Here is a 22,253-nt window from a genome sequence, read left to right on the forward strand (position 1 = left end):
TTTGTGTTTGTGCCCGATGGGATGTCGTTGCTGACGCAACGAGTCGCGGGCATGGCCCGCTCCTACAACTCGGCGCCATATGGCAGCGCACTTTGTAGGAGCGGGCCATGCCCGCGAACCGCCTGAAAGGCGGTGCTTTCAGTTGGCGCCGTAACGGGCCGATCGTGGATGAGTCCGCTCCCAGGCAGACGCAGGCCTGCTACTCGATCAGCTCGGCCCCCAGCACGGTGGTCTCCGGCATGCGCATCGGCGCCGGGCTGATCTGCAGGTACTTGATGCTGGTGCGAGGGATGATCAGCAGGTCGCCGTCCACCTCGATGCTGATCACCGGCGATTCCATCTGCTTGCGGATGCCGCGGGCCACTTCGGCGGGGTCGTCGCTCTGTTGCGGGAAGCGCAGCGCCAGGCGCTGGCCATCGGAGAAATGCAGGTAGAGATGCTTGATCGGCTTCATGTGTCCTCCGGCGGGTTTGTGGCCAACCGCCGGAGGAACGCAGCTCAACTGCGGTCGGCGATCATGCCAATCACGAAGAACACTAGCAGCAGGACGGGCGCCAGGGTGTAGTTGTTGAAGTAACCCAGGCCCTTGGCCAGCCATGGGGTCACGAAGACCATCGCCAGGCCGTAGCCCACCGCGCAGATCAGCACGAACAGCAGGGTGCGGAAGACGAAGTTCAGGCTGCCGATGCGCTGCTGTACCCAGGCGTTGATCGCCGGGCCGAACAGCACCAGCACGGTCGCCATGATCGCCAGGGCGATGTCGGACAGGTGGCCGCGGCACCAGCGGGAGACGTTGGCAATCAGGTCGAGCGCGAAGTCCATTGGGGCTCCTTGGGATTCAGAGTCGCCGGGGAGTGTACACGTCGGGCGACGGCAGCGTCGCCCGACGCATTCTCAAGGCAGGAAGCGCTGCAACAGGTCGTTGAGGAACAACTGGCCGCGCTCGGTTGGCGCAAGACGCTGCGGGTCATCGAGCAGGAGGCCGTCCTGGCGTGCCTGGTGACAGGCTTCCTCGATGGCGGCCAGCGGCAGGCCGGTGCGCTCGGCGAAGGTCGCTGCCGGCACGCCGTCGGTGAGGCGCAGGGCGTTCATCATGAACTCGAAGGGCAGGTCGTCCGCTTCCAGGTCGCGCTCGCCGGCCTGGAAGGGTTTCTCCGGATTCAGGTAATCCTTCGGCAGGCGGGTCTTCCAGGTGCGCAGGATGCGGCCTTGCGGGGTGCTCAGCTTGGCGTGGGCGCCGGCGCCGATGCCGAGGAAGTCGCCGAAGGTCCAGTAGTTCAGGTTGTGCCGCGCGCGCTGGCCGTCACGGGCATAGGCCGAGGTTTCGTACTGCACATAACCCGCCTGGGCGAGCAGCGCCTGGCCGGCCTCCTGGATTTCCCACAGCTGGTCGTCCTCGGGCAGCTCCGGCGGCTGGCTCCAGAACACCGTGTTCGGCTCCATGGTCAGCTGGTACCAGGACAGGTGCGTCGGCGCCAGGGCGATGGCCTGCTGCAGGTCGGCCAGGGCGTCGGCGACGCTCTGTTCCGGCAGGCCGTGCATCAGGTCCAGGTTGAAGTTGTCGAAGCCGGCGCGGCGGGCCATTTCCGCGGCGCGTACCGCTTCGTCGCCATCGTGGATGCGCCCCAGTGCCTTGAGTTTCTCGGCCTGGAAGCTCTGGATGCCGATGGACAGCCGGTTGATGCCCAGCGCCCGGTAGTCGGCGAACTTGGCCTGTTCGAAGGTGCCGGGGTTGGCTTCCAGGGTGATCTCGATGTCGCTCTCGAAGCCGACTTGCCGCTCCAGGCCTTCGAGAATGCGCCCCAGTGCGCTGGCGGAGAACAGGCTGGGCGTGCCGCCGCCGAAGAAGATCGACGTCAGCTTGCGGCCGTACACGTAGCCGCGATCGGCCGCGAGGTCAGCCAGCAGCGCCTCGACATAGGCGTCCTCGGGCAGCTCCGGGCCGGCGGCGTGGGAGTTGAAGTCGCAATAGGGGCATTTGCGCACGCACCAGGGGATGTGCACGTACGCGGACAGCGGTGGCAGGTGGAAACCGGAAGCCACCGGCCCTGCGTCGAGCCCGTGGCTTCCTGCCTGGCTCATAGACCCAGCCGCTGCTTCAGCAGGGCCATCGCGCGGGCGCGGTGGCTGATCTGGTTCTTGCGCTCGGGCGCCAGCTCGGCGCTGGAGCACTCGGCTTCCGGCACCCAGAACAGCGGGTCGTAGCCGAAGCCGTGTTCGCCACGGGCTTCGCGCAGGATGCTGCCGTGCCAGAGACCTTCGCAGAGGATCGGCAGCGGGTCGTCGGCGTGGCGGACCAGGGCCAGCACGCTGACGAACTGGGCGCCGCGTTGCCCGTCCGGCACGTCCTTCAGGGCGTCCAGCAGCTTGGCGTTGTTCGCCGCGTCACCCTGGCCGTCGGCGTAGCGCGCGGAATAGATGCCCGGCGCGCCGCCGAGGAAGTCCACCGCCAGGCCCGAGTCGTCGGCCAGCGCCGGCAGGCCGGAGATGCGCGCGGCGTTGCGGGCCTTGAGGATGGCATTCTCGACGAACGACAGGCCGGTCTCTTCCGGTTCCACGTCGCTGAACTCGCCAATGGAGCGCACCTTCACGTGGGCTCCGAGCATGGCCTGGAGTTCCTTGAGCTTGCCGGCGTTGTGACTGGCCAGCACCAGTTGTTCGAGCTTGATCATTCGTCTGGGAAGATTTCCTGCATGAAATCGAAGCTTTGCGGGGCTTCGTTTCCGGACTGGACCTGGATGGAGAAGGTCAGGGTTTCGCGGCCTTCGATGGGGAACTGCGCCAGGTTGTAGACGGCGCCTTCCTCGACCACGCGCTTGAAGGTCAGGGGGACGGTCTGCCCCATCAGGTTCTTCGCGGAACCTGCGACGGTGACGTTGGCCGGTTTGCCGCTGGCGTCCAGCGGCACGATGTTGACCACGCCCTGGGCCTTGCTGCGCACCACGCCCACCGCTTGCGCGACATTGGGCTGGAGGAAGCTGGAGTTGAACACGCTGTAGTGCACCTGCAGATCACCCAGGCGCTTCACCTGTTCGGCAAAGGCGGGCAGGGCGAGAACCAGGCAGGCGAGGAAGGTAAGCAGGCGGCGCATGATGTTTCTCCCGGGCTCTATCAGATAGCCGCGATCAGACGGCGATGCGGTGGTCTTGCACGCCAGCGCCGCTGATCCGGTAGATGCCGATCTCACCCAACAGATTAGGCCAGATTCGCGAGGCCCAGCCATGCTGGTGTTCGTGGTCTACCGCCAGGCGGTCGAGCACTTTCGCGTGTTGCTCGTGGCAGAGCGCCTCGAAGTCGCGGAAGGTGCAGAAGTGGATGTTCGGCGTGTTGTACCAAGTGTACGGAAGGAACTCCGACACCGGCATGCGGCCATTGCGCGCGAGGTACCAGCGGCAGCGCCAGTGGCCGAAGTTGGGGAAGGTGATGATGCAGGTCTTGCCTACACGCAGCATCTCCGCCAGCACCTTGTCCGGGTAGCGCAGGGCCTGCAGCGACTGGGTCATCACCACCACGTCGAAGCTGTCGCTGGCGAAGTTGCCCAGGCCCTTGTCCAGGTCCTGTTCGATGACGTTGACGCCACGTTCGATGCATTTGGCGATCTTGTCCGGGTCGATCTCCAGCCCGTAGCCGCCGACCTGCTTGTGGTCGCGCAGCCAGGCGAGCAGCTCGCCGTCGCCGCAGCCCAGGTCGAGCACGCGGCTGCCGGCGGGGATCCAGTCTTGGATGATTTCCAGGTCGGCGCGCATGGTGGTCCTTATACGCTGATGCGGTGCATGTAACCGCTGAAGGCTTGCAGGTAGCGCGGAATCGGCATCAGGAAGGCGTCGTGGCCCTGCGGTGCGTCGATTTCCAGGTAGCTGACGTTCTTCTTCGCCGCCAGCAGCGCGTCGACGATCTCCCGCGAGCGTGCCGGGGAAAAGCGCCAGTCGGTGGTGAAGGACATCAGGCAGAAGTCCGCCTTCACCCCCGCGAGGGTGCGCGCCAGGTCGTCGCCGTTGGCGGCGGCCGGGTCGAAGTAGTCCAGCGCCTTGGTCATCAGCAGGTAGGTGTTGGCGTCGAAGCGGGTGGAGAACTCCTCGCCCTGGTAGCGCAGGTAGCTTTCCACCTGGAACTCGACGCTGTGCAGGTCGTAGTTGAGCTTCTCCGACTTCATGTCGCGGCCGAACTTGGCGCCCATGGCGTCATCGGAGAGGTAGGTGATGTGCCCGACCATCCGCGCCAGGCGCAGGCCGCGCTTGGGAATCACGTCGTGCTCCTGGAAGTGGCCGCCGAAGAACTCCGGGTCCGAGAGGATCGCCTGGCGCGCGACTTCGTTGAAGGCGATGTTCTGCGCCGACAGTTTGGGTGCACTGGCGATGCACAGGCAGTGGCGCACGCGCTCGGGGTAACTGATGGTCCATTGCAGCGCCTGCATGCCGCCCAGGCTGCCGCCGACGATGGCGGCCCAGCTGTGGATGCCGAGGCGGTCGGCCAGGCGCGCCTGGCTGTTGACCCAGTCTTCCACGGTGACCACCGGGAAATCCGCGCCATAGGTCTTGCCGGTGGCGGGGTTGGGGCTGGTCGGCCCGGTGGAGCCGTTGCAGCCGCCCAGGTTGTTCAGCGCGACGACGAAGAACTTGCGGGTGTCGATGGGCTTGCCCGGGCCGATGCAGCTGTCCCACCAGCCCGGCTTGCGTTCATCTTCGCTGTGGTAGCCGGCGGCGTGGTGGTGGCCGGAGAGCGCATGGCAGATCAGCACGGCGTTGCTCGCCGTGGCGTTCAGTTCGCCGTAGGTCTCGATCACCAGCTGGTATTCGGGCAGGGTCTTGCCGCAGGCCAGGGGCAGCGGTTCGTTGAACTGCAGCGTCTGGGGGGTGACCAGACCGACGGAATCTTCGGGGAAGACTGTTGGCATCGACCCAGCTCATGAATAAAAAAGGACGGCCAGTCTAAAGAGCGCCGCCCCCTGCGGCAAGCGCACTCGGAAGCGGCAGAGCGGGCGTGGCGCGGGGTTCAGGCGCGCTGGGAGGTGGGCAGGGTGACGACCTTGGCCTGGCGCTGCAGCGGCGCCGGGCGGCGCAGCTGGCGGAGGATGTCGGTGGCCTCGGTGAGCTGCTGTTCCAGCTCCTCGGTATAGCGTCCCAGCAACAGCGAGCGCTGCCGCGCCTGCTGGGTTTCCTGGGCCAGGGCCTTGAGGCGCAGCATGTGGGTTTCCAGCATCTGCTTGTGCTCCAGGCTGTACTGCATCAGCGGCATCAGGGCGTCGGCGGCCCATTGCTCGGCCTCTTCGCGCAGGCGCTGGTGCAGGCCGATGACTTCCTGGGCGACGGTGGCGAAGAAGCGCCGGGTCAGCAGGCGCTGCTCGGTGAGCAGGGTCTTGAGGTGCAGGCGGAAGCGGTCGGCCTTGTCCTGCAGCTTGGCGAGGTCGCGCAGGTAGCGCTGGACGCGGAACTGCGGGGCGTCCAGGGCATTGAGCGGGTTTTCCTCATTGTGCCGCTGGTAGATGGCCGCGACCATGCGGTTGGCGGTTTCCGCTTCGTGGCCGAGGGCGACCAGATCGCCTTCCACGGTACGGAAGAACTGCAGGATGGCCTGGTGGATGCCGACCGTGGTCCAGCTGCCGCGCAGCTTGTCGTGGACCTTCTTCAGGTGCTGTTCCAGGCGCTCGGCGCGCACTGCCTCGCGCAACTGCTCGCCCTGGTGGCGCAGCAGGCGCTGGTTGGTCTTCAGGCTGAGCAGGCGCTTGTGATGCAGGTTGTGGTCGTCCTTGGTCCGCGCGGTCAGCTCGAACAGCAATTGGCCGCTGTCCTGCTGCTGGTCATTGAGCAGCGCCTGTTGCTCCTTCACCTTGTCCAGGCGCACGCGCAGGCTGTGCTGGCTGTTGTTGACCAGTGCCAGCACCTGGCCGACCACGGCACTCTCCAGCAGACGCTCCTTCTGCGCGACGATGCGCTCGCAGAGCAGCTCTTCGAGGGATTCCATCTGGCTGCGCGCGAGCAGTTCGCGGTCGCCGCGCACCTTGGCCAGCAGCGCCTGCTTGGCCGACAGCGGCAGCACGTCCTCGCGGGCGATGCCCAGCTGGCGCGCGGTGGTGTCCTGGATGTGGCGGATGGCGTTCTGCACGAAGGCTTCGCCGGCCAGGTCGTCCCAGAGCACGTCGATCTTGTTCAGCACCGCATAAAGGGTGGTGTGGCCGTCCTCGCCGAGCTGGCGCACGTGATCTTGCCAGATCGCCATGTCGGAAGCGCTGACGCCGGTATCGGCGGCCAACAGGAAGAGGATCGACTGCGCGCTGGGCAGCATCGACAGGGTCAGCTCCGGTTCGCTGCCCAGTGCGTTCAGGCCGGGGGTGTCGAGGATGCGCAGGCCCTGGCGCAGCAGCGGGTGGTCGAAGTTGACCAGCGCGTGACGCCACGCCGGCACCAGCACGATGCCGGGCTTGTCGGTGGCTTCGAGCATGTCCGGGTGGAAGCCCAGCTGGATCGCTTGTTCTACCGGCAGCGGCTTGGTCTTGGCGACCTGGGCGAAGGCCTCGGCCATGTTCGCCGGGTCCGAGGTATCCAGCGGGATGTTCACCCAGTGCCGCGGAATGCGCTTGAACTGCGCCACGCTGGCATCGGCGACGCGGGTCTCGATGGGCAGCAGGCGGATGTACGGGCGCTCCGAACGCGGGTCGAAGAACAGCTCGGTGGGGCACATGGTGGTGCGCCCGGCCTGGGACGGCAGCATGCGGCGGCCGAACCCGGCGAAGAACAGGCTGTTGATCAGCTCGGTCTTGCCGCGCGAGTACTCGCCGACGAAGGCCAGGGTGATGTGGTCGACGCGCAGCAGGCGCAGGGTGCGTTCGAGGCGGTTCTCGATTTCCGGGGTATTCAGCCGGGCGCGCTCCAGCCAGCTGCGATAGCGGGTGATCTCGCGGACCAGCTCGCGCTTCCAGGTGACGTAGGCATCGATCTGCTGACTGAGACGTTCCATGCTCATCCGGGCGTTCCTTGGGCTGGCGCGTCCTGCGCGGGGAATGGATGGCGTGGATTATGCGACGGAGTGTAGGAATAGCAATTGGCCTACAGCACATTCCTACGCGTAAGGTCGGCCAAGGCTACCGAGCGGCTATCCCAAGTTCTGCCGGAAGTTTCGTCGGACGGGGAATGCGCACGCGCTTCTGGCGGTTCAGCTCGCCGCTTTCCAGCTTCACCGCGCTTTTCGGTACGCCGAAGGCCTTGCCGAGGAAGGCCAGCAGGTGGGCGTTGGCCTTGCCTTCGACCGGTGGCGCGGTAAGGCGGATCTTCAGGCGTTCACCGTGCAGCCCGGCGAACTCGTCGCGGCTCGCCTTGGGCTGCAGGTGGCAGTCGAGGATCAGGTCCTCGCCGTCCCAGTGATAGAACGGCATGCCTGATTACATGAAGGGGCTGAGAATCTGTGGCATCCCGGTCATGGCGGCCAGGTTGCCGATCACCAGCATGTCGATCAGCTTCAGCGCGATGAACGCGAAGATCGGCGAGATATCCAGCCCGCCGAGGTTCGGCAGCAGCTTGCGGAACGGCGCCAGGAACGGCTCGCAGATCTGGTTCACCAGCTGGGCGCCGGGGTTGTGGCTGCCCGGGGCGACCCAGGAGAGGATCACGCTGATGATCAGGGCGAAGAAGAACACCTTCAGGAACAGCGAGGTGACCGCGATGATCGACCACACCAGCAGTTGCAGGATGTAGCCGCCCACGCCATAGCCCATCAGGGTCAGGGTGATGACCATCAGCACCAGCTGGACCAGGATCGCCAGCACCAGCGAGGCGAAGTCGATGCCGCCGAAGCCGGGAATGATGCGGCGCAACGGGTTCAGCAGCGGCTTGGTGGCGCGCACGATGAACTGGCTGAGCGGGTTGTAGAAGTCGGCGCGGACCAGCTGCAGGATGAAGCGCAGCAGCACGATCAGCAGGTACAGGCTGCCAAGTGTCTGGATCACATAGATGGCGGCTGTGGAAAGTCCGGTCATTGGGCGGTCCTTGGTGAACGTTGGGCGCCGGCGCGCAGGGCCGGGCGAATCGGGCGGTCGGTCAACGACGGCGCTGTAACGCCATACTGTAGGGAATTCATCGTCGCCGGTCGCGTGTAAGTGTGTTTCGTCACGTGCAATTTCAACCCCGCCTGGCCATCAGGTCGCGGCCGTTGCACGGCGGGGCAGGGCGGTGGCGCTGGCCAGCAGGAAACAGACAGCGAGGGGCAGTGCGACCTTCCCTGGTCGCCGGGCGGCGTGCGTCATCGCAATCAGCGGCCCAGTTGTTCGGCCAGCTCGGCGGAGCGATGGTCGGCGGCGCCGACTGCCTTCTCCACCAGTGCCTCGAAGCCGTTGGCCTGGAAGGTGGTGATGGCGGCTTCAGTGGTGCCCTTGGGCGAGGTCACGCGGCGGCGCAGTTCGGCCGGGTCGACATCGCTGGTGGTGGCCATCTGCGCGGCGCCCAGGGCGGTCTGCCGGGCCAGCTGGCCGGCGACTTCGCGGGACAGGCCGAGCTTCTCGCCGGCGGCGGTCATGGCTTCCATCAGCAGGAAGAAGTAGGCCGGGCCGCTGCCGGAGACGGCGGTGACCGCGTCGATCTGGCGCTCCTCGTCGAGCCACAGGGCGATGCCCACGGCGCTCAGCAGTTGCTGCGCCTGCTCGCGCTGGGCGGCGCTGACGCTGGCGTTGGGGTACAGGCCGCTGGCGCCCAGGCCGACCAGCGCCGGGGTGTTGGGCATGCAGCGGACGATGGCGCGCGGCTTGCCGTTCACCTCGCCGAGCCAGCGCTCGAGGCTGGCGCAGGGGATGCCGGCGGCGATGGAGACGATCAGAGCGTTCTCGGTCAGCGCCGGCGCCAGGGCCAGGCAGACGTCCTTCATGACCTGCGGCTTGACCGCCAGGACCACCACATCGGCACCGGCTACGGCGCTGGCGTTGTCGCCGACCACTTCGATGCCGTGCTCGGCGGCAATCTTCGCGCGCTGCTCGGCGCCCGGATCGCTGGCGCGGATGTCGCTCGCGGCGACGCCCTTGGCGCGCAGGCCACCGATGAGACTGGCGGCCATGTTGCCGGCGCCGATGAAGGCAATGCGGGTGCTGCTCATGGAGTCTCTTCCTTTATTCAGTGGGAGGCGCCGTAGTCGCGGGCGCCGAACAGGGCGGTACCGATCCGCACCCAGGTGGCGCCTTCGCCGATGGCGGCTTCGAGGTCGTGGCTCATGCCCATGGACAGGGTGTCCAGGCCGAGATTCAGGGCTTGCATCAACTCGCGCAGGCGAGCGAACGCGGCGTGCTGCGCGGCAACGTCCTCGGTGGGTTCGGGGATGGCCATCAGGCCGCGCAGTTTCAGATGAGGCAGTTGCGCAACCGCCTGGGCGAGGGCGGGCAGCTCGGCAGGCGAGCAGCCGGACTTGCTGTCCTCGCCGCTGACATTTACCTGCAGCAGCACGTTCAGCGGCGGCAGGTTCGCCGGGCGCTGCTCGGAGAGGCGCTGGGCGACCTTCAGGCGGTCCACCGAGTGCACCCAGTCGAAGTGCTCGGCGATGGGCCGGGTCTTGTTCGACTGGATGGGGCCGATGAAATGCCAGGTCAGCGGCAGGTCGGCCAGTTCGGTCTGCTTGAGCAGCGCTTCCTGCAGGTAGTTCTCGCCAAAATCGGCCAGGCCGCAGGCAAACGCTTCGCGGATCGCGGCGGCGGGTTTGGTCTTGCTCACGGCAAGCAACTGCACCGAGTCAGGCGTGCGATTTTTCGCTTGTTCCGCCTCACGGATTCGTACGCGAACCTTTGCAATATTCTCTGCTATCGTGGACATTACCGTCGCTTTTCCGCCCGGCTGCTGCGTGTTCTGCGGCATTCTACCTGCTTGCTCTTGATTGGGGAGTCCCATGGATATTACCGAGCTGCTCGCCTTCAGCGCCAAGCAGGGCGCTTCGGACCTGCACCTCTCGGCCGGCCTGCCGCCGATGATCCGCGTCGACGGCGATGTTCGCCGCATCAACCTGCCGCCGCTGGAGCACAAGCAGGTTCACGCGCTGATCTACGACATCATGAACGACAAGCAGCGCAAGGATTACGAAGAGTTCCTGGAAACCGACTTCTCCTTCGAAGTGCCGGGCGTCGCCCGCTTCCGGGTCAACGCCTTCAACCAGAACCGCGGCGCCGGCGCCGTGTTCCGGACCATTCCCTCCAAGGTACTGACCATGGAAGACCTGGGGATGGGCGAAGTGTTCAAGCGCGTCTCCGACGTGCCGCGCGGCCTGGTCCTGGTGACCGGCCCGACCGGTTCGGGCAAGTCCACCTCGCTGGCGGCGATGCTCGACTACCTGAACAACACCAAGTACAGCCACATCCTCACCGTCGAAGACCCGATCGAATTCGTCCACGAGTCGAAGAAGTGCCTGGTCAACCAGCGCGAAGTGCACCGCGACACCCTGGGCTTCAACGAGGCCCTGCGCTCGGCCCTGCGTGAAGACCCGGACATCATCCTGGTGGGCGAGATGCGCGACCTGGAGACCATCCGCCTGGCGCTGACCGCCGCGGAAACCGGTCACCTGGTCTTCGGCACCCTGCACACCACCTCTGCGGCCAAGACCATCGACCGTATCGTCGACGTGTTCCCCGCCGAGGAGAAATCCATGGTCCGCTCCATGCTCTCCGAATCCCTGCAGGCGGTGATTTCACAGACCCTGCTGAAGAAGATCGGCGGCGGTCGGGTCGCGGCCCACGAGATCATGATCGGTACCCCGGCGATCCGTAACCTGATCCGCGAGGACAAGGTCGCGCAGATGTACTCCGCCATCCAGACCGGCGGTGCGATCGGCATGCAGACCCTCGACATGTGCCTCAAGGGCCTGGTCGCCAAGGGCCTGGTGACTCGCGACGCGGCGAAAGAAAAAGCCAAGATCCCGGAAAACTTCTAATCCCACCGGGCCCTTGCGGCCCGGCGCACGGAGCGCGCCACACGCACCCGCTTCGTGATCCGACAGCCCTGTCGTAGTCAGCGTGAACTCGGCGAGAAAGATCATGGAATTCGAGAAGCTGTTGCGCCTGATGGTGGAAAAGGGAGCCTCCGACCTGTTCATCACGGCGGGCGTGCCGCCTTCGATGAAGGTCAACGGCAAGGTGCTGCCGGTCACCAAGACTGCGCTGTCGCCGGAGCAGACCCGCGAGACTGTGCTGTCGGTGATGAACGAGCAGCAGCGCCGCGACTTCGCCGAGAACCACGAGTGCAACTTCGCCATCAGCGCCCGTGGCGTCGGTCGCTTCCGTGTCAGCGCCTTCTACCAGCGCAACCTGGTGGGCATGGTGCTGCGTCGCATCGAGACCAACATCCCGACCATCGATGACCTGAAGCTGCCGGAAATCCTCAAGAAGCTGGCGATGACCAAGCGCGGCCTGGTGATCTTCGTCGGTGCCACCGGCACCGGTAAGTCCACCTCGCTGGCGGCGATGATCGGCTACCGCAACAAGAACTCCACCGGCCACATCATCTCCATCGAAGACCCCATCGAGTACATCCACCAGCACCAGGGCTGCATCGTCACCCAGCGTGAGGTGGGTCTGGATACCGATACCTTCGAGGTGGCCCTGAAGAACACCCTGCGCCAGGCGCCGGACGTGATCATGATCGGCGAGGTGCGCTCGCGCGAGACCATGGACCACGCCGTGGCCTTCGCCGAAACCGGCCACCTGTGCCTGGCGACCCTGCACGCCAACAACGCCAACCAGGCGCTGGAGCGGATCATTCACTTCTTCCCGGCCGACCGGCATGGCCAGGTGTGGATGGACCTCTCGCTGAACCTCAAGGCCATCGTCGCCCAGCAACTGGTGCCCACCCCGGACGGCAAGGGCCGCCGCGCGGTGATCGAGGTGCTGCTGAACACCCCGCTGGCCGCCGACCTGATCCGCAAGGGCGAGGTCCACGAGCTCAAGCCGCTGATGAAGCGCTCCACCGAGCAGGGCATGCAGACCTTCGACCAGGCGCTGTACCAGCTCTACACCCAGGGCGAGATCACCTACGAAGATGCGCTGGCCTACGCCGACTCGGCGAACGACCTGCGCCTGATGATCAAGCTGGGTTCGGAGACCGACGCCGACCACCTGACCACCATGACCCAGGGCCTGACCCTGGAGATGAGCGAAGACGATCCCAACCGCCGTTTCCGCTGATCCTGCTCCTTGAGAAGCCCGCCCCGTGCGGGCTTTTCGTTTATGCTGGATGCCTTGTAACGCAACGGGAGAAAGGCATGTCCGCCAACCCTGATACCCACAGCAAGGTCATCGGCTACCTGCTTTGGATCTTCGGCTTCACCGGTTCGCATCGTTTCTACTACGGCCGGCCGATCACCGGCACGATCTGGTTCTTCACCCTCGGCCTGTTCTTCATCGGCTGGATCATCGACCTGTTCCTCATTCCCTCCATGGATGACGCGGCGGACCAGCGCTTCCGTTCCGGCGGCGTGGACTACAACGTCGCCTGGATCCTGCTGACCTTCCTCGGCGTGTTCGGCGTGCACCGCATGTACATGGGCAAGTGGCTCACCGGCATCCTCTACCTGTTCACCGGCGGGCTGTTCTTCATCGGCGTACTGTATGACTTCTGGACGCTGAACAGCCAGATATCCGAGCGCAACGGGCCGCAGCGTATCTGACGCCGCACCGTTCCCTGTAGGAGCGCCCCATGGGCGCGATCGCGCCTTCAGTGCCTTTATGGAAAACGGGCCGCTCCTGCAGGTGAACGCCATTCCTGACCGCCGTCTTTCGTCGCGCCGCCTGGCGCGACCTGTGCCTCCCGCCTAAGGTCAGGAGGACAGTAGCAGGCGCCGCCGGGCGATCCCCGTGGCGCCGCAGAAGGAGTGGCTGCCATGAGCAACGAATCCCGCCCTGCCGTACTCGACCTGATCGGCAATACCCCCATGGTCCGCGTGACGCGCTTCGATACCGGACCCTGCACCCTCTTCCTCAAGCTCGAATCGCAGAACCCCGGCGGCTCCATCAAGGACCGCATCGGCGTCGCCATGATCGAGGCCGCCGAGCGCGACGGCCGGCTCAAGCCCGGCGGCGTGATCGTCGAAGCCACCGCCGGCAACACCGGCCTGGGCCTGGCGCTGGTGGGCCGCGCCAAGGGCTACCGGGTAGTGCTGGTGGTGCCGGACAAGATGTCCACCGAGAAGGTCCTGCACCTGCGCGCCATGGGCGCCGAGGTGCACATCACCCGTTCCGACGTCGGCAAGGGCCACCCCGAGTATTACCAGGACGTCGCGGCGCGGCTGGCGAAAGACCTGCCCGACGCCTTCTTCGCCGACCAGTTCAACAACCCCGCCAACCCACTGGCCCATGAGACCGGCACCGGCCCGGAAATCTGGGCGCAGACCGGCCACGACCTGGACGCCGTGGTGGTCGGCGTCGGCTCCGCCGGCACGCTGACCGGCCTCACGCGCTTCTTCCAGAAGGTCCAGCCCGAGCTGGAAATGGTCCTCGCCGACCCGGTTGGCTCGATCATGGCCGAGTACTCGCGCTCCGGCGCCATCGGCACACCCGGCTCCTGGGCGGTAGAAGGCATCGGCGAAGACTTCGTACCGTCGATTGCCGACCTCTCCAGCGTGCGCCATGCCTACTCGATCAGCGACGAGGAAAGCTTCGCTACCGCCCGCGAGCTGCTGCGCAACGAAGGCATCGCCGCCGGTTCGTCCACCGGCACGCTGCTGGCCGCCGCGCTGCGCTTCTGCCGCGAGCAGAAGGAACCCAAGCGCGTGGTCAGCCTGGTCTGCGACACCGGCACGCGCTACCTGTCGAAGATCTACAACGACCAGTGGATGACCGACCAGGGCCTGCTGCAGCGCAAGCGCTACGGCGACCTGCGCGACATCATCGCGCGGCGCTTCGAGGAGGGACGCGTGGTCAGCGTCGGCCCCGGCGACACCCTGCTCACCGCCTTCCAGCGCATGCGCCTGGCGGACATCTCCCAGCTCCCCGTGCTCGACGGCAAACGCCTGGTCGGCGTGATCGACGAGTCCGACATCCTCATGGGCGTGCATGACGACCCGGCGCACTACCGCTGCGAAGTCTCCAGCGCCATGAGCGACGCCCCGGAAACCCTGGCCCCCGGCGCCAGCCTCGGCGAACTGGAAGCGGTGCTCGGGCGCGGTCTGGTGGCCATCATTGCCGACGCCTCGGGCTTCCACGGCCTGATCACAAGATTCGACCTGCTCAACCATTTGCGGAGGACCCTCCCATGAGTCAGCACGACGACCGCCTCGGTTTCGCCACCCGCGTGATCCACGCCGGGCAGGAGCCGGACCCGTCCACCGGGGCGATCATGCCGCCGATCTACGCCAACTCCACCTATCGCCAGGACAGCCCCGGCGTGCACAAGGGCCTCGACTACGGCCGCTCGCACAACCCCACGCGCTGGGCGCTGGAGCGCTGTGTGGCGGACCTGGAAGGCGGCAGCAAGGCGTTCGCCTTCGCCTCGGGGCTGGCGGCGATCTCGGCGGTGCTGGAGCTGCTCGACGCCGGCTCGCACATCGTCTCCGGCAATGACCTCTACGGTGGCACCTTCCGCCTGTTCGAGCGGGTGCGCCGGCGCAGCGCCGGGCACGACTTCCACTTCGCCGACCTGGCCCAGCCCGGCGCCCTGGAAGCGGCGTTGACCGACAAGACGCGCATGGTCTGGGTGGAAACCCCGAGCAACCCGCTGCTGCGCCTGACCGACCTGGCCGCCATCGCCCGCACCTGCCGCGAGCGCGGCATCCTCTGCGTGGCCGACAACACCTTCGCCAGCCCCTACGTGCAGCGCCCGCTGGACCTGGGCTTCGACATCGTCGTGCACTCCACCACCAAGTACCTCAATGGCCACTCCGACGTCATCGGCGGTATCGCCATCGTCGGCGACAACCCCGACCTCGCCGAACGCCTGGGCTTCCTGCAGAACTCGGTGGGCGCCATCGCCGGCCCGTTCGACGCCTTCCTTACCCTGCGCGGGGTGAAGACCCTGGCCCTGCGCATGGAGCGCCACTGCGCCAATGCACTGGAGCTGGCGAAATGGCTGGAACAGCAACCGCAGGTGAAGCGCGTCTACTACCCCGGCTTGGCCTCGCACCCGCAGCACGAACTGGCGCGCACGCAGATGAAGGGCTTCGGCGGGATGATCTCGCTGGACCTGGACACTGACCTCGCCGGCTCGCGGCGCTTCCTGGAGAACGTCCAGCTGTTCGCCCTCGCGGAAAGCCTGGGCGGCGTGGAAAGCCTGATCGAGCACCCTGCGATCATGACCCACGCCAGCATCCCGCCGGAGAACCGCGCGGCGCTGGGGATCGGCGATTCGCTGATTCGCCTGTCGGTGGGCGTGGAAGACGTGGAAGACCTGCGCGCTGACCTCGCCAAGGCCCTGGCGATGATCTGAAACGTGGCGCACTTGTAGGATGGCGTGGAGCGAAGCGATACCCATCAACCGCGGCACCGACAGCATGGGTATCGCTCCGCTCCACCCATCCTACGTTGAAGCTCCTACGCTCGCCGGTTGGTGCTGATGTTCGCTGTGGAGCCACAGGAAAAGAAAAAGCCCGCCGATTGGCGGGCTTTTTCGTGGAGCGGCGCAGCGTTACACCGCGTGGACTATGTGCCCGTCCACCAGGGTGCAGCGCACCACGCCCGGCAGGCAGTGGCCGAGGAACGGGCAGTTCTGGCCACGGGAGTGCCAGGTCTCGCCCGCCAGGGTCTGGCCGTCGGACTCGAACAGCACCACATCCGCTGCCGCGCCGATGGCCAGCTTGCCGGCCGGCAGGCGCAGGGCGGCAGCCGGGCCGCTGGAGAGGCGGGCGAGCAGGGTCGGCAGGTCGAGCAGGCCGTCCTGTATCAGGGTCATGGCCAGCGGCAGCAGCAGTTCGACGCTGCTGATACCCGGGTCGGTCGCGGCGAACGGGGCGTTCTTGGCGTCCGCCTCGTGGGGCTGGTGGTGGCTGGCGATGGCCTGGATCACGCCGCTCTTCACCGCTTCGCGCAGGGCGTCGCGGTCCTTGCGCGAGCGCAGCGGCGGCTGCACGTGGTACAGGCTGGAGAAGTCCGCCAGCGCCTCGTCGGTGAGGATCAGCTGGTACAGCGCCACGTCGGCGGTGACCGGCAGGCCACGGGCCTGGGCCTGGGCGATCATCTCGACGCCACGGGCGCTGGTCAGCTGGCTGAAGTGTGCGCGCACGCCGGACTGCTCGACCAGCAGCAGGTTGCGGGCCAGGGCCACGGTCTCGGCGGTTTCCGGGATGCCGGCCAGGCCGCGGAAGCTGGCGGTCGGGCCTTCGTGGGCGATGCCGTCGGCCGCCAGTTCGGCGTCCTGGGAGGTGAACACCACGGTCAGGTCGAAGGTCGCCGCGTATTCAAGCGAACGCAGCAGCACGCGGTTGCTCGCCATCGGCGCCAGGCCGTTGGTGAAGGCCACGCAGCCGGCGTCGCGCAGGGCGACCAGCTCGGACAGTTGCTCGCCGGCCAGGCCCTTGGTCAGCGCGCCGATGGGGAAGACCTTGGCGTTGCCGGCTTCGCGGGCGCGGTCGAGGATCAGCTCGGCGACGGCGGAGGTGTCCAGCACCGGCTTGGTCTGCGGCGGGAAGCACAGGCTGGTGACGCCACCGGCGGCGGCGGCGCGGGTTTCGCTTTCGATGCTGCCCTTGCGGCTGTAGCCCGGCTCGCGCAGGGCGACGCTCAGGTCCACCAGGCCGGGTGCGGCGACGAGGCCGGCGGCGTCGATTTCCTGGGCAGCGCGGAAGCCTTCGGGGGCGTCGCCGATGGCGACGATGCGGCCGGCCTCGATGTGCAGGTCGCAGACCTTGTCCAGACCGCTGGCCGGGTCGATCAGGTGGGCGCCACGAATACTGACGGTCATTGCGCGTCCTCCTGTTCCAGCTGGCGTTGGGCGTTCTGGCCGCTCATGGCCATGGACAGCACGGCCATGCGGATGGCGATGCCGTAGGTGACCTGGTTGAGGATCACCGACTGTTCACCGTCGGCCACGGCAGAATCGATCTCCACGCCGCGGTTGATCGGGCCGGGGTGCATGACGATGGCGTCGGGCTTGGCCAGTTGCAGGCGCTTCTGGGTCAGGCCGTAGAGCTTGAAGAACTCGCCTTCGCTGGGCAGCAGGCCGCCGGCCATGCGCTCGCGCTGCAGGCGCAGCATGATCACCACGTCGACGTCCTTCAGGCCTTCGTTGGCGTCGGTGAACACCTTCACCCCGTACTGGTCTTCCAGGCCGACCGGCAGCAGGGTGCGCGGGGCGATGACGCGGATGTCCGGGCAGCCGAGGGTCTTCAGCGCCAGCATGTCGGAACGCGCCACCCGCGAGTGCAGGATGTCGCCGACGATGGCCACCGAGAGGTTCTCGAAGCTGCCCTTGTGGCGGCGGATGGTGAGCATGTCGAGCATGCCCTGGGTCGGGTGGCCGTGGCGGCCGTCGCCGCCGTTGATGACGGCGACGTTGGGGCTGACGTGCTCGGCGATGAAGTGCGCGGCGCCCGAGTCGCTGTGACGCACGACGAACATGTCGGCGGCCATGGCCTCGAGGTTGCGCAGGGTGTCGGTGAGCGTCTCGCCCTTGCTGGTCGAGGAGGTCGACACGTTCAGCGAGATGACGTCGGCGGACAGGCGCTGGGCGGCCAGTTCAAAGGTAGTACGGGTGCGCGTGGAGTTTTCGAAGAACACGTTGCACACGGTCTTGCCGCGCAGCAGCGGGACTTTCTTCACCGCGCGGGCGCCGACTTCGAGGAAGGAGTCGGCGGTATCGAGGATTTCAGTCAGCAGTTCGCGGGACAACCCGTCGAGCGAGAGGAAGTGGCGCAGCTGGCCCAGGTCGTTGAGCTGCAGCGGGCGCTTGGCGTCGGTCGGCATGTGGCAGGCCCTGAAAGTTGGGGGTGGAGGTCCGGGCGCGCGGAGTTACAGCGCGGTGCTGAGAAGCGTGCGCTCGAGGACGAGTGGTGCGGGACCGCGCAATTTTACCCGCTCGTTGGGTGCCAGGGACAGGGTTTCGCCGACGATATCCGGGCGAATGGGCAGTTCGCGCTTGTTCAGGTCCACCAGGCTGACCAGGGTCACGCTGGCCGGGCGACCGTAGTCGAACAGCTCGTTGAGCGCGGCGCGGATGGTCCGGCCGCTCATCAGCACGTCGTCCACCAGGACCAGGTGCTGGCCGTCGATCTCGAAGGGCAGTTCCGACGGACGGACCTGCGGGTGCAGGCCGCTGCGGCTGAAATCGTCGCGGTAGAAGGACACGTCGAGGATGCCGAGGATCTCGTCGCTGCCCAGTGCCTTGAGCAGTTCCTGGGCGACCCAGATGCCACCGGTGTGGATGCCGACGAAGCGCGGCGAGTCGATCCCGCGCTGCGCCAGGTAGTTGCGCAGGTCAGTAGCCATGCGGGGGATGAGTTCGGCGGGGCTGGGCAGGGTCATGACGTCTCCGGTTCGGTTGGCGAGGCCACCCGGCGCGGGCGGCCATCGGGGCGGACCGCTTCCGCGAGGAGTGGTCCGGCAAGCTTAGTGGCTTTCGCTGCACTGGCGCTGCCTCAGGTCAAGGACGCTGCGGCCACGGCAGGCAGTGGCCAGGCATCAGGCGGGGGCGTTGTCGGCCAGCCAGCCCTCCAGCAGCAGGGCGGCGGCCAGGGCGTCCACCGGGCGTTCGCGGTAACCATCGCGCTGGCCCTGGGCCAGGCGCTCGCCCTTGGCGGCGTAGGTGGTCAGGCGTTCGTCGTGGGTGTGTACCGGCAGGTTGTAGCGGCCGTGCAGGCGGCGGGCGAATTTCTCGGCGCGCTCGCTCATGTCGCTGGGGGTGCCGTCCATGTTCAGCGGCAGGCCGACGACGATGGCGTCGGGCTGCCATTCCTTGATCAGGGCTTCGACGCGGTTCCAGTCCGGCACGCCGTTCTGTGCCTTGAGCACGCACAGTTCGCGGGCCTGGCCGGTGATAGCCTGGCCAACGGCGACGCCAATCTGCTTGGTGCCGTAGTCGAAACCCAGGAGCAGGCGCAGGGGTTTGCTGGTCATCAGGCGTGCCCGGCCTGGGCGGTGAGCAGGCTGAGGTTGATCCCCAGGCGCTCGGCAGCCGCGGACAGGCGCTGTTCGGCCGGGACCTCGAAGAGCACGGCCGGGTCGGCGGGGCAGGTCAGCCAGGCGTTGTCGGCGAGTTCGGCTTCCAGCTGGCCGGCTTCCCAGCCTGCATAGCCGAGGGTGATCAGGTGTTGCGCGGGGCCGCTGCCGTCGGCGATGGCGAACAGCACGTCCTGGGAGGTGGACAGCGACAGCTCGCCCAGCTCCAGGGTGGCCTGGTAGCTACGCCCGGCGGGGTGCAGGACGAAGCCGCGGTCGGTCTGCACCGGGCCGCCGTTATAGATGGTCACACCCTGGCAGCGCACCGGCGGCAGTTCGTCCGGACGCAGCTGTTCGAGTACGTCGGCGAGGCTCAGGCCGCTGGGGCGATTGATGATCAGGCCCATGGCGCCCTGCTCGTTGTGTTCCACGAGGTAGGTCACCGTCTGGGCGAAATTGGAGTCCGCCATGTGCGGCATGGCGATCAGGAAGTGGTGCTTGAGATAGCTGGCGGCTGTGCTTTTCATGCCGGCTAGTTTCAGGCCTGTGGGCCAAAGGGACAAGACTTGAAAGCGTCAGCAGACGCTTCGGGCGCGCTGGCTCAGTTGCTGGACAGGCGGTCGCCGCGCTCGAAGCGCCAGGTGCGGATAATTTCCAGGCGGTCGATGTCGTTCAGGTCGCCGGAGAAGGGCGCGAAGGGTGCGGCCAGGCGCACGATGCGCTGGGCGGCCTGGTCGAGCAGGGGCTGGCCGGAGGATTCCAGGACCTGCACTTCATACAGGGAGCCGTCGCGGTTGATCGACACCAGCAGCCGCAGGTTGCCGTAGATGCGCTGGCGGCGGGCCTCGTCCGGGTAGTTGAGGTTGCCGATGCGCTCGATCTTCTTGCGCCATTCCTCCTTGTACCAGGCGCCCTTGTCGCGCATGGTCGAGGCGGCGCTCAGGCGGTGGATGCGCGGGCGCTTGGCATAGGCCTGCTGCTCGCGGGCGAGGTCGGCCTCGAGGCTGGAGATTTCCGCCGACAGCTGGCTGGAGTCGAACTGCGGCGCCGGCTTGGCGACGGTCTCGGCCTTGGGCGTCTGCTGTTTGGTCTGCACCTTGTCCGGGCGCGGGGTGCGGGTGGCGACGGCGGCCTTGGGCGCTTCCGGGCTCTTGGCCTGGCGCGGGGTGGCCGGCGGGGAGACTTTCTTGACTTCGGTGTCCTGGAACGGCGCCTGCTCGGTGGTCTTGGGGATCGCCTTGTGTTCCAGGGTGCCGCTGCCCTGCTGGTTCATCTGGGCGAGGTAGTCGGCCTTCTCGGGCGCTTTGTCGCTCTTGAAGCTGGCCAGGGTGATTTCCAGGGTTTTGCTCAGCTGGCTGGGCGAGGGCATGGTGAAGCCCACGCCCAGCAGCACGGCCACGTGCAGGATGGCCGCAATGAACAGGGTGAAACCCAGACGGTCCGCCGGGCGTACGCCGGAGGACACGGGGAAGTCTTGGTGGGTTGCAGCGTTCATTGCGGATCGCACGGGCCAGGGTGGGGCGGAAGTCTGCCGACGAGGCTTATAAAAGTCTATGACGCACTGCGCGCCTTGAGCTTTTCGTCGATGACTGCCATCAGTCTCTCACCGATGCGCGTGTCGTAGGCCGCATCGATCTCGCGGATGCAGGTCGGGCTGGTGACGTTGATCTCGGTGAGGTTCTCGCCGATCACGTCCAGGCCGACGAACAGCAGGCCGCGCTTGCGCAGCTCCGGGCCGACCTGGGCGGCGATCCAGCGGTCGCGTTCGGTCAGCGGCTGGGCCACGCCACGGCCGCCGGCGGCGAGGTTGCCACGGGTCTCGCCCTGGGCGGGAATGCGCGCCAGGCAGTATTCCACCGGCTCGCCGTCGATCATCAGGATGCGCTTGTCGCCATCCTTGATGGCCGGCAGGTAGCGCTGCGCCATGACCTGCTCCTGGCCGTGGCGGGTCAGGGTCTCGAGGATCACCGAGAGGTTCGGGTCGCCTTCGCGGTGGCGGAAGATCATCGATCCGCCCATGCCATCCAGGGGTTTGAGAATGATGTCACGATGCTCCGCGGCGAATTCGCGGAGAATGTCGGACCGGCGGCTCACCACTGTCGGCGGCGCGCACTGCGGGAAGAGGGTGGCAAAGTACTTCTCGTTGCAGTCACGCAGGCTCTGCGGCTTGTTGACGATGAGCGTACCGGCGGTTTCGGCCTGTTCCAGCAGGTAGGTGGAGTAGACGAACTCGTTGTCGAAGGGCGGGTCCTTGCGCATCAGGATCACGTCCAGGTCCGACAGCGGCTGGTCGACTTCGTCTTCCAGTTCGAACCAGTGGCCCGGATCGTAGAACACCTTGAGCGGGCGCATGCGACCGCGGGCGACGTTCTCTTTCTGGTAAAGATCCTGCTGTTCCATATAGAAGAGCTGCCAGCCACGGGCCTGGGCGGCCAGCAACATGGCCAGCGAGCTGTCCTTCTTGAAACTGATCTGCGCGATGGGGTCCATCACGATCCCGAGGCGTACGCTCATGGGATGTCCTCCTGGGGGAATTCGTCGGCTTGGGGCTGCGACTCCGGGCCGCGCCGCAAAGGCTGAAAATGGACGCTCAGGGTGGCGCTGGATGTGCGCTCGGTCAAGGAAAAAGCCTGCGCGTTCGGGGTCTTATGGCCTGAATTTGCTGGGCGTGGTAAAGATTCTGACGATTGTGGTAAAAGGTTCCCACGATTGGGTCGCAGCCCGACGGTGGCAGGGCGCTAGCGCACTGAAATAAAAAGCGGAAAAAACGACTCACCGAGATGGTAAGGGCGAACATGGAACAGCATTCCGACGGTTTGAAAGTAATGGTGATCGACGATTCCAAGACGATTCGTCGCACGGCTGAAACCCTGCTGAAGAAAGTCGGCTGCGATGTCATCACAGCCATCGACGGCTTCGACGCGCTGGCCAAGATCGCCGATACCCATCCGAGCATCATCTTCGTCGACATCATGATGCCGCGCCTGGATGGCTATCAGACCTGCGCCCTGATCAAGAACAACAGTGCATTCAAATCCACGCCGGTGATCATGCTGTCCTCCAAGGACGGCCTGTTCGACAAGGCCAAGGGTCGCATCGTTGGTTCCGATCAGTACCTCACCAAGCCCTTCAGCAAGGAAGAACTGCTCGGCGCCATCAAGACCCATGTGCCCGACTTCACCCCGGTGGAGCACGCTTCCTGAAGTCCGGCGCGAGC

At 66.4% G+C, this 22,253-nt stretch carries 25 protein-coding genes; 6 read left to right on the forward strand and 19 right to left on the reverse strand.

Translation table 11 applies throughout. From position 1 onward, the window contains the following. Positions 1 to 199: 199 nt before the first annotated feature. From ABKS89_RS02050 to ABKS89_RS02105, 12 genes are all read right to left on the reverse strand, one after another. Complete coding sequence (locus ABKS89_RS02050) at positions 200 to 454, reverse strand: hypothetical protein (protein ID WP_017520105.1); 255 nt, start codon at positions 452 to 454, stop codon at positions 200 to 202. Positions 455 to 498: 44 nt separating this feature from the next. Further along, positions 499 to 822, reverse strand: coding sequence for a DUF3392 domain-containing protein (locus ABKS89_RS02055; RefSeq protein WP_017520106.1), 324 nt, complete (start codon positions 820 to 822; stop codon positions 499 to 501). A 72-nt stretch (positions 823 to 894) separates the two neighbouring features. Continuing rightward, positions 895 to 2,082, reverse strand: coding sequence for a radical SAM family heme chaperone HemW (gene hemW, locus ABKS89_RS02060; protein WP_348589206.1), 1,188 nt, complete (start codon positions 2,080 to 2,082; stop codon positions 895 to 897). After that, a complete protein-coding gene (rdgB, locus tag ABKS89_RS02065) occupies positions 2,079 to 2,672 on the reverse strand; it encodes an RdgB/HAM1 family non-canonical purine NTP pyrophosphatase (protein ID WP_138213125.1) in 594 nt (197 codons plus the stop codon). Before rdgB ends, hemW begins: the two co-directional genes overlap by 4 nt. Continuing rightward, positions 2,669 to 3,091, reverse strand: a complete 423-nt coding sequence (locus tag ABKS89_RS02070; RefSeq protein ID WP_138213124.1) for a DUF4426 domain-containing protein — start codon at positions 3,089 to 3,091, stop codon at positions 2,669 to 2,671. The genes rdgB and ABKS89_RS02070 overlap by 4 nt, the downstream gene beginning before the upstream one ends. 34 nt (positions 3,092 to 3,125) lie before the next feature. Then, the gene (metW, locus tag ABKS89_RS02075) at positions 3,126 to 3,746 is read right to left on the reverse strand and encodes a methionine biosynthesis protein MetW (RefSeq protein WP_045212996.1); all 621 of its coding nucleotides are present in this window, start codon (positions 3,744 to 3,746) and stop codon (positions 3,126 to 3,128) included. Between the two features lie 8 nt (positions 3,747 to 3,754). Next, positions 3,755 to 4,894, reverse strand: a complete 1,140-nt coding sequence (metX, locus tag ABKS89_RS02080) for a homoserine O-succinyltransferase MetX (protein WP_138213123.1) — start codon at positions 4,892 to 4,894, stop codon at positions 3,755 to 3,757. 98 nt (positions 4,895 to 4,992) lie between these two features. Beyond that, positions 4,993 to 6,960: a dynamin family protein gene (locus ABKS89_RS02085; protein ID WP_348589205.1), complete on the reverse strand. Its 1,968-nt coding sequence runs from the start codon at positions 6,958 to 6,960 to the stop codon at positions 4,993 to 4,995. Positions 6,961 to 7,078: 118 nt separating this feature from the next. After that, complete coding sequence (locus ABKS89_RS02090; RefSeq protein WP_138213121.1) at positions 7,079 to 7,369, reverse strand: DUF167 domain-containing protein; 291 nt, start codon at positions 7,367 to 7,369, stop codon at positions 7,079 to 7,081. Between the two features lie 6 nt (positions 7,370 to 7,375). Continuing rightward, positions 7,376 to 7,969: a YggT family protein gene (locus ABKS89_RS02095; protein WP_138213120.1), complete on the reverse strand. Its 594-nt coding sequence runs from the start codon at positions 7,967 to 7,969 to the stop codon at positions 7,376 to 7,378. A gap of 272 nt (positions 7,970 to 8,241) precedes the next feature. Continuing rightward, positions 8,242 to 9,075, reverse strand: a complete 834-nt coding sequence (gene proC / locus ABKS89_RS02100) for a pyrroline-5-carboxylate reductase (protein ID WP_348589204.1) — start codon at positions 9,073 to 9,075, stop codon at positions 8,242 to 8,244. A gap of 17 nt (positions 9,076 to 9,092) precedes the next feature. Further along, positions 9,093 to 9,782, reverse strand: coding sequence for a YggS family pyridoxal phosphate-dependent enzyme (locus tag ABKS89_RS02105; RefSeq protein ID WP_138213118.1), 690 nt, complete (start codon positions 9,780 to 9,782; stop codon positions 9,093 to 9,095). A 73-nt stretch (positions 9,783 to 9,855) separates the two neighbouring features. Here ABKS89_RS02105 and pilT point away from each other — a divergent pair, with 73 nt between their 5' ends. The 5 genes from pilT (at position 9,856) to ABKS89_RS02130 (ending at position 15,374) form a co-directional block, all read left to right on the forward strand. Beyond that, positions 9,856 to 10,890 carry a type IV pilus twitching motility protein PilT gene (gene pilT, locus ABKS89_RS02110; protein WP_017520118.1) on the forward strand — a complete coding sequence of 345 codons (1,035 nt, stop codon included), beginning with the start codon at positions 9,856 to 9,858 and terminating at the stop codon, positions 10,888 to 10,890. Between the two features lie 103 nt (positions 10,891 to 10,993). Continuing rightward, positions 10,994 to 12,139 carry a type IV pilus ATPase PilU gene (gene pilU, locus ABKS89_RS02115; protein WP_081519592.1) on the forward strand — a complete coding sequence of 382 codons (1,146 nt, stop codon included), beginning with the start codon at positions 10,994 to 10,996 and terminating at the stop codon, positions 12,137 to 12,139. Positions 12,140 to 12,216: 77 nt separating this feature from the next. Then, on the forward strand, positions 12,217 to 12,621 hold the full coding sequence (locus ABKS89_RS02120) for an NINE protein (protein ID WP_348589203.1): 405 nt from the start codon (positions 12,217 to 12,219) through the stop codon (positions 12,619 to 12,621). Between the two features lie 213 nt (positions 12,622 to 12,834). Further along, positions 12,835 to 14,208, forward strand: a complete 1,374-nt coding sequence (locus tag ABKS89_RS02125) for a pyridoxal-phosphate dependent enzyme (RefSeq protein WP_138213117.1) — start codon at positions 12,835 to 12,837, stop codon at positions 14,206 to 14,208. Next, complete coding sequence (locus ABKS89_RS02130) at positions 14,205 to 15,374, forward strand: trans-sulfuration enzyme family protein (RefSeq protein WP_348589202.1); 1,170 nt, start codon at positions 14,205 to 14,207, stop codon at positions 15,372 to 15,374. Before ABKS89_RS02125 ends, ABKS89_RS02130 begins: the two co-directional genes overlap by 4 nt. A 198-nt stretch (positions 15,375 to 15,572) precedes the next feature. Here ABKS89_RS02130 and ABKS89_RS02135 read toward each other — a convergent pair whose 3' ends face one another. The 7 genes from ABKS89_RS02135 to gshB form a co-directional block, all read right to left on the reverse strand. After that, on the reverse strand, positions 15,573 to 16,844 hold the full coding sequence (locus ABKS89_RS02135; protein ID WP_348589201.1) for a dihydroorotase: 1,272 nt from the start codon (positions 16,842 to 16,844) through the stop codon (positions 15,573 to 15,575). Continuing rightward, complete coding sequence (locus tag ABKS89_RS02140; protein WP_138213114.1) at positions 16,841 to 17,845, reverse strand: aspartate carbamoyltransferase catalytic subunit; 1,005 nt, start codon at positions 17,843 to 17,845, stop codon at positions 16,841 to 16,843. The genes ABKS89_RS02135 and ABKS89_RS02140 overlap by 4 nt, the downstream gene beginning before the upstream one ends. Before the next feature lie 45 nt (positions 17,846 to 17,890). Then, positions 17,891 to 18,403, reverse strand: coding sequence for a bifunctional pyr operon transcriptional regulator/uracil phosphoribosyltransferase PyrR (pyrR, locus tag ABKS89_RS02145; RefSeq protein WP_081519598.1), 513 nt, complete (start codon positions 18,401 to 18,403; stop codon positions 17,891 to 17,893). Positions 18,404 to 18,559: 156 nt separating this feature from the next. After that, on the reverse strand, positions 18,560 to 18,997 hold the full coding sequence (ruvX, locus tag ABKS89_RS02150) for a Holliday junction resolvase RuvX (protein WP_138213113.1): 438 nt from the start codon (positions 18,995 to 18,997) through the stop codon (positions 18,560 to 18,562). Continuing rightward, on the reverse strand, positions 18,994 to 19,563 hold the full coding sequence (locus tag ABKS89_RS02155; protein WP_138213112.1) for a YqgE/AlgH family protein: 570 nt from the start codon (positions 19,561 to 19,563) through the stop codon (positions 18,994 to 18,996). The genes ruvX and ABKS89_RS02155 overlap by 4 nt, the downstream gene beginning before the upstream one ends. A gap of 74 nt (positions 19,564 to 19,637) precedes the next feature. Next, positions 19,638 to 20,531 (reverse strand): energy transducer TonB, encoded by an 894-nt coding sequence (locus ABKS89_RS02160; protein ID WP_138213111.1) that lies wholly within the window; start codon positions 20,529 to 20,531, stop codon positions 19,638 to 19,640. 56 nt (positions 20,532 to 20,587) lie between these two features. Next, complete coding sequence (gshB, locus tag ABKS89_RS02165; protein ID WP_348589200.1) at positions 20,588 to 21,550, reverse strand: glutathione synthase; 963 nt, start codon at positions 21,548 to 21,550, stop codon at positions 20,588 to 20,590. A 281-nt stretch (positions 21,551 to 21,831) separates the two neighbouring features. Here gshB and pilG point away from each other — a divergent pair, with 281 nt between their 5' ends. Then, positions 21,832 to 22,239: a twitching motility response regulator PilG gene (gene pilG, locus ABKS89_RS02170; protein ID WP_015475142.1), complete on the forward strand. Its 408-nt coding sequence runs from the start codon at positions 21,832 to 21,834 to the stop codon at positions 22,237 to 22,239. The last annotated feature ends 14 nt before the right edge of the window (positions 22,240 to 22,253 follow it).

The sequence above is a fragment of the Pseudomonas sp. LABIM340 genome (assembly GCF_040017195.2).
Taxonomy (GTDB): Bacteria; Pseudomonadota; Gammaproteobacteria; order Pseudomonadales; family Pseudomonadaceae; genus Pseudomonas.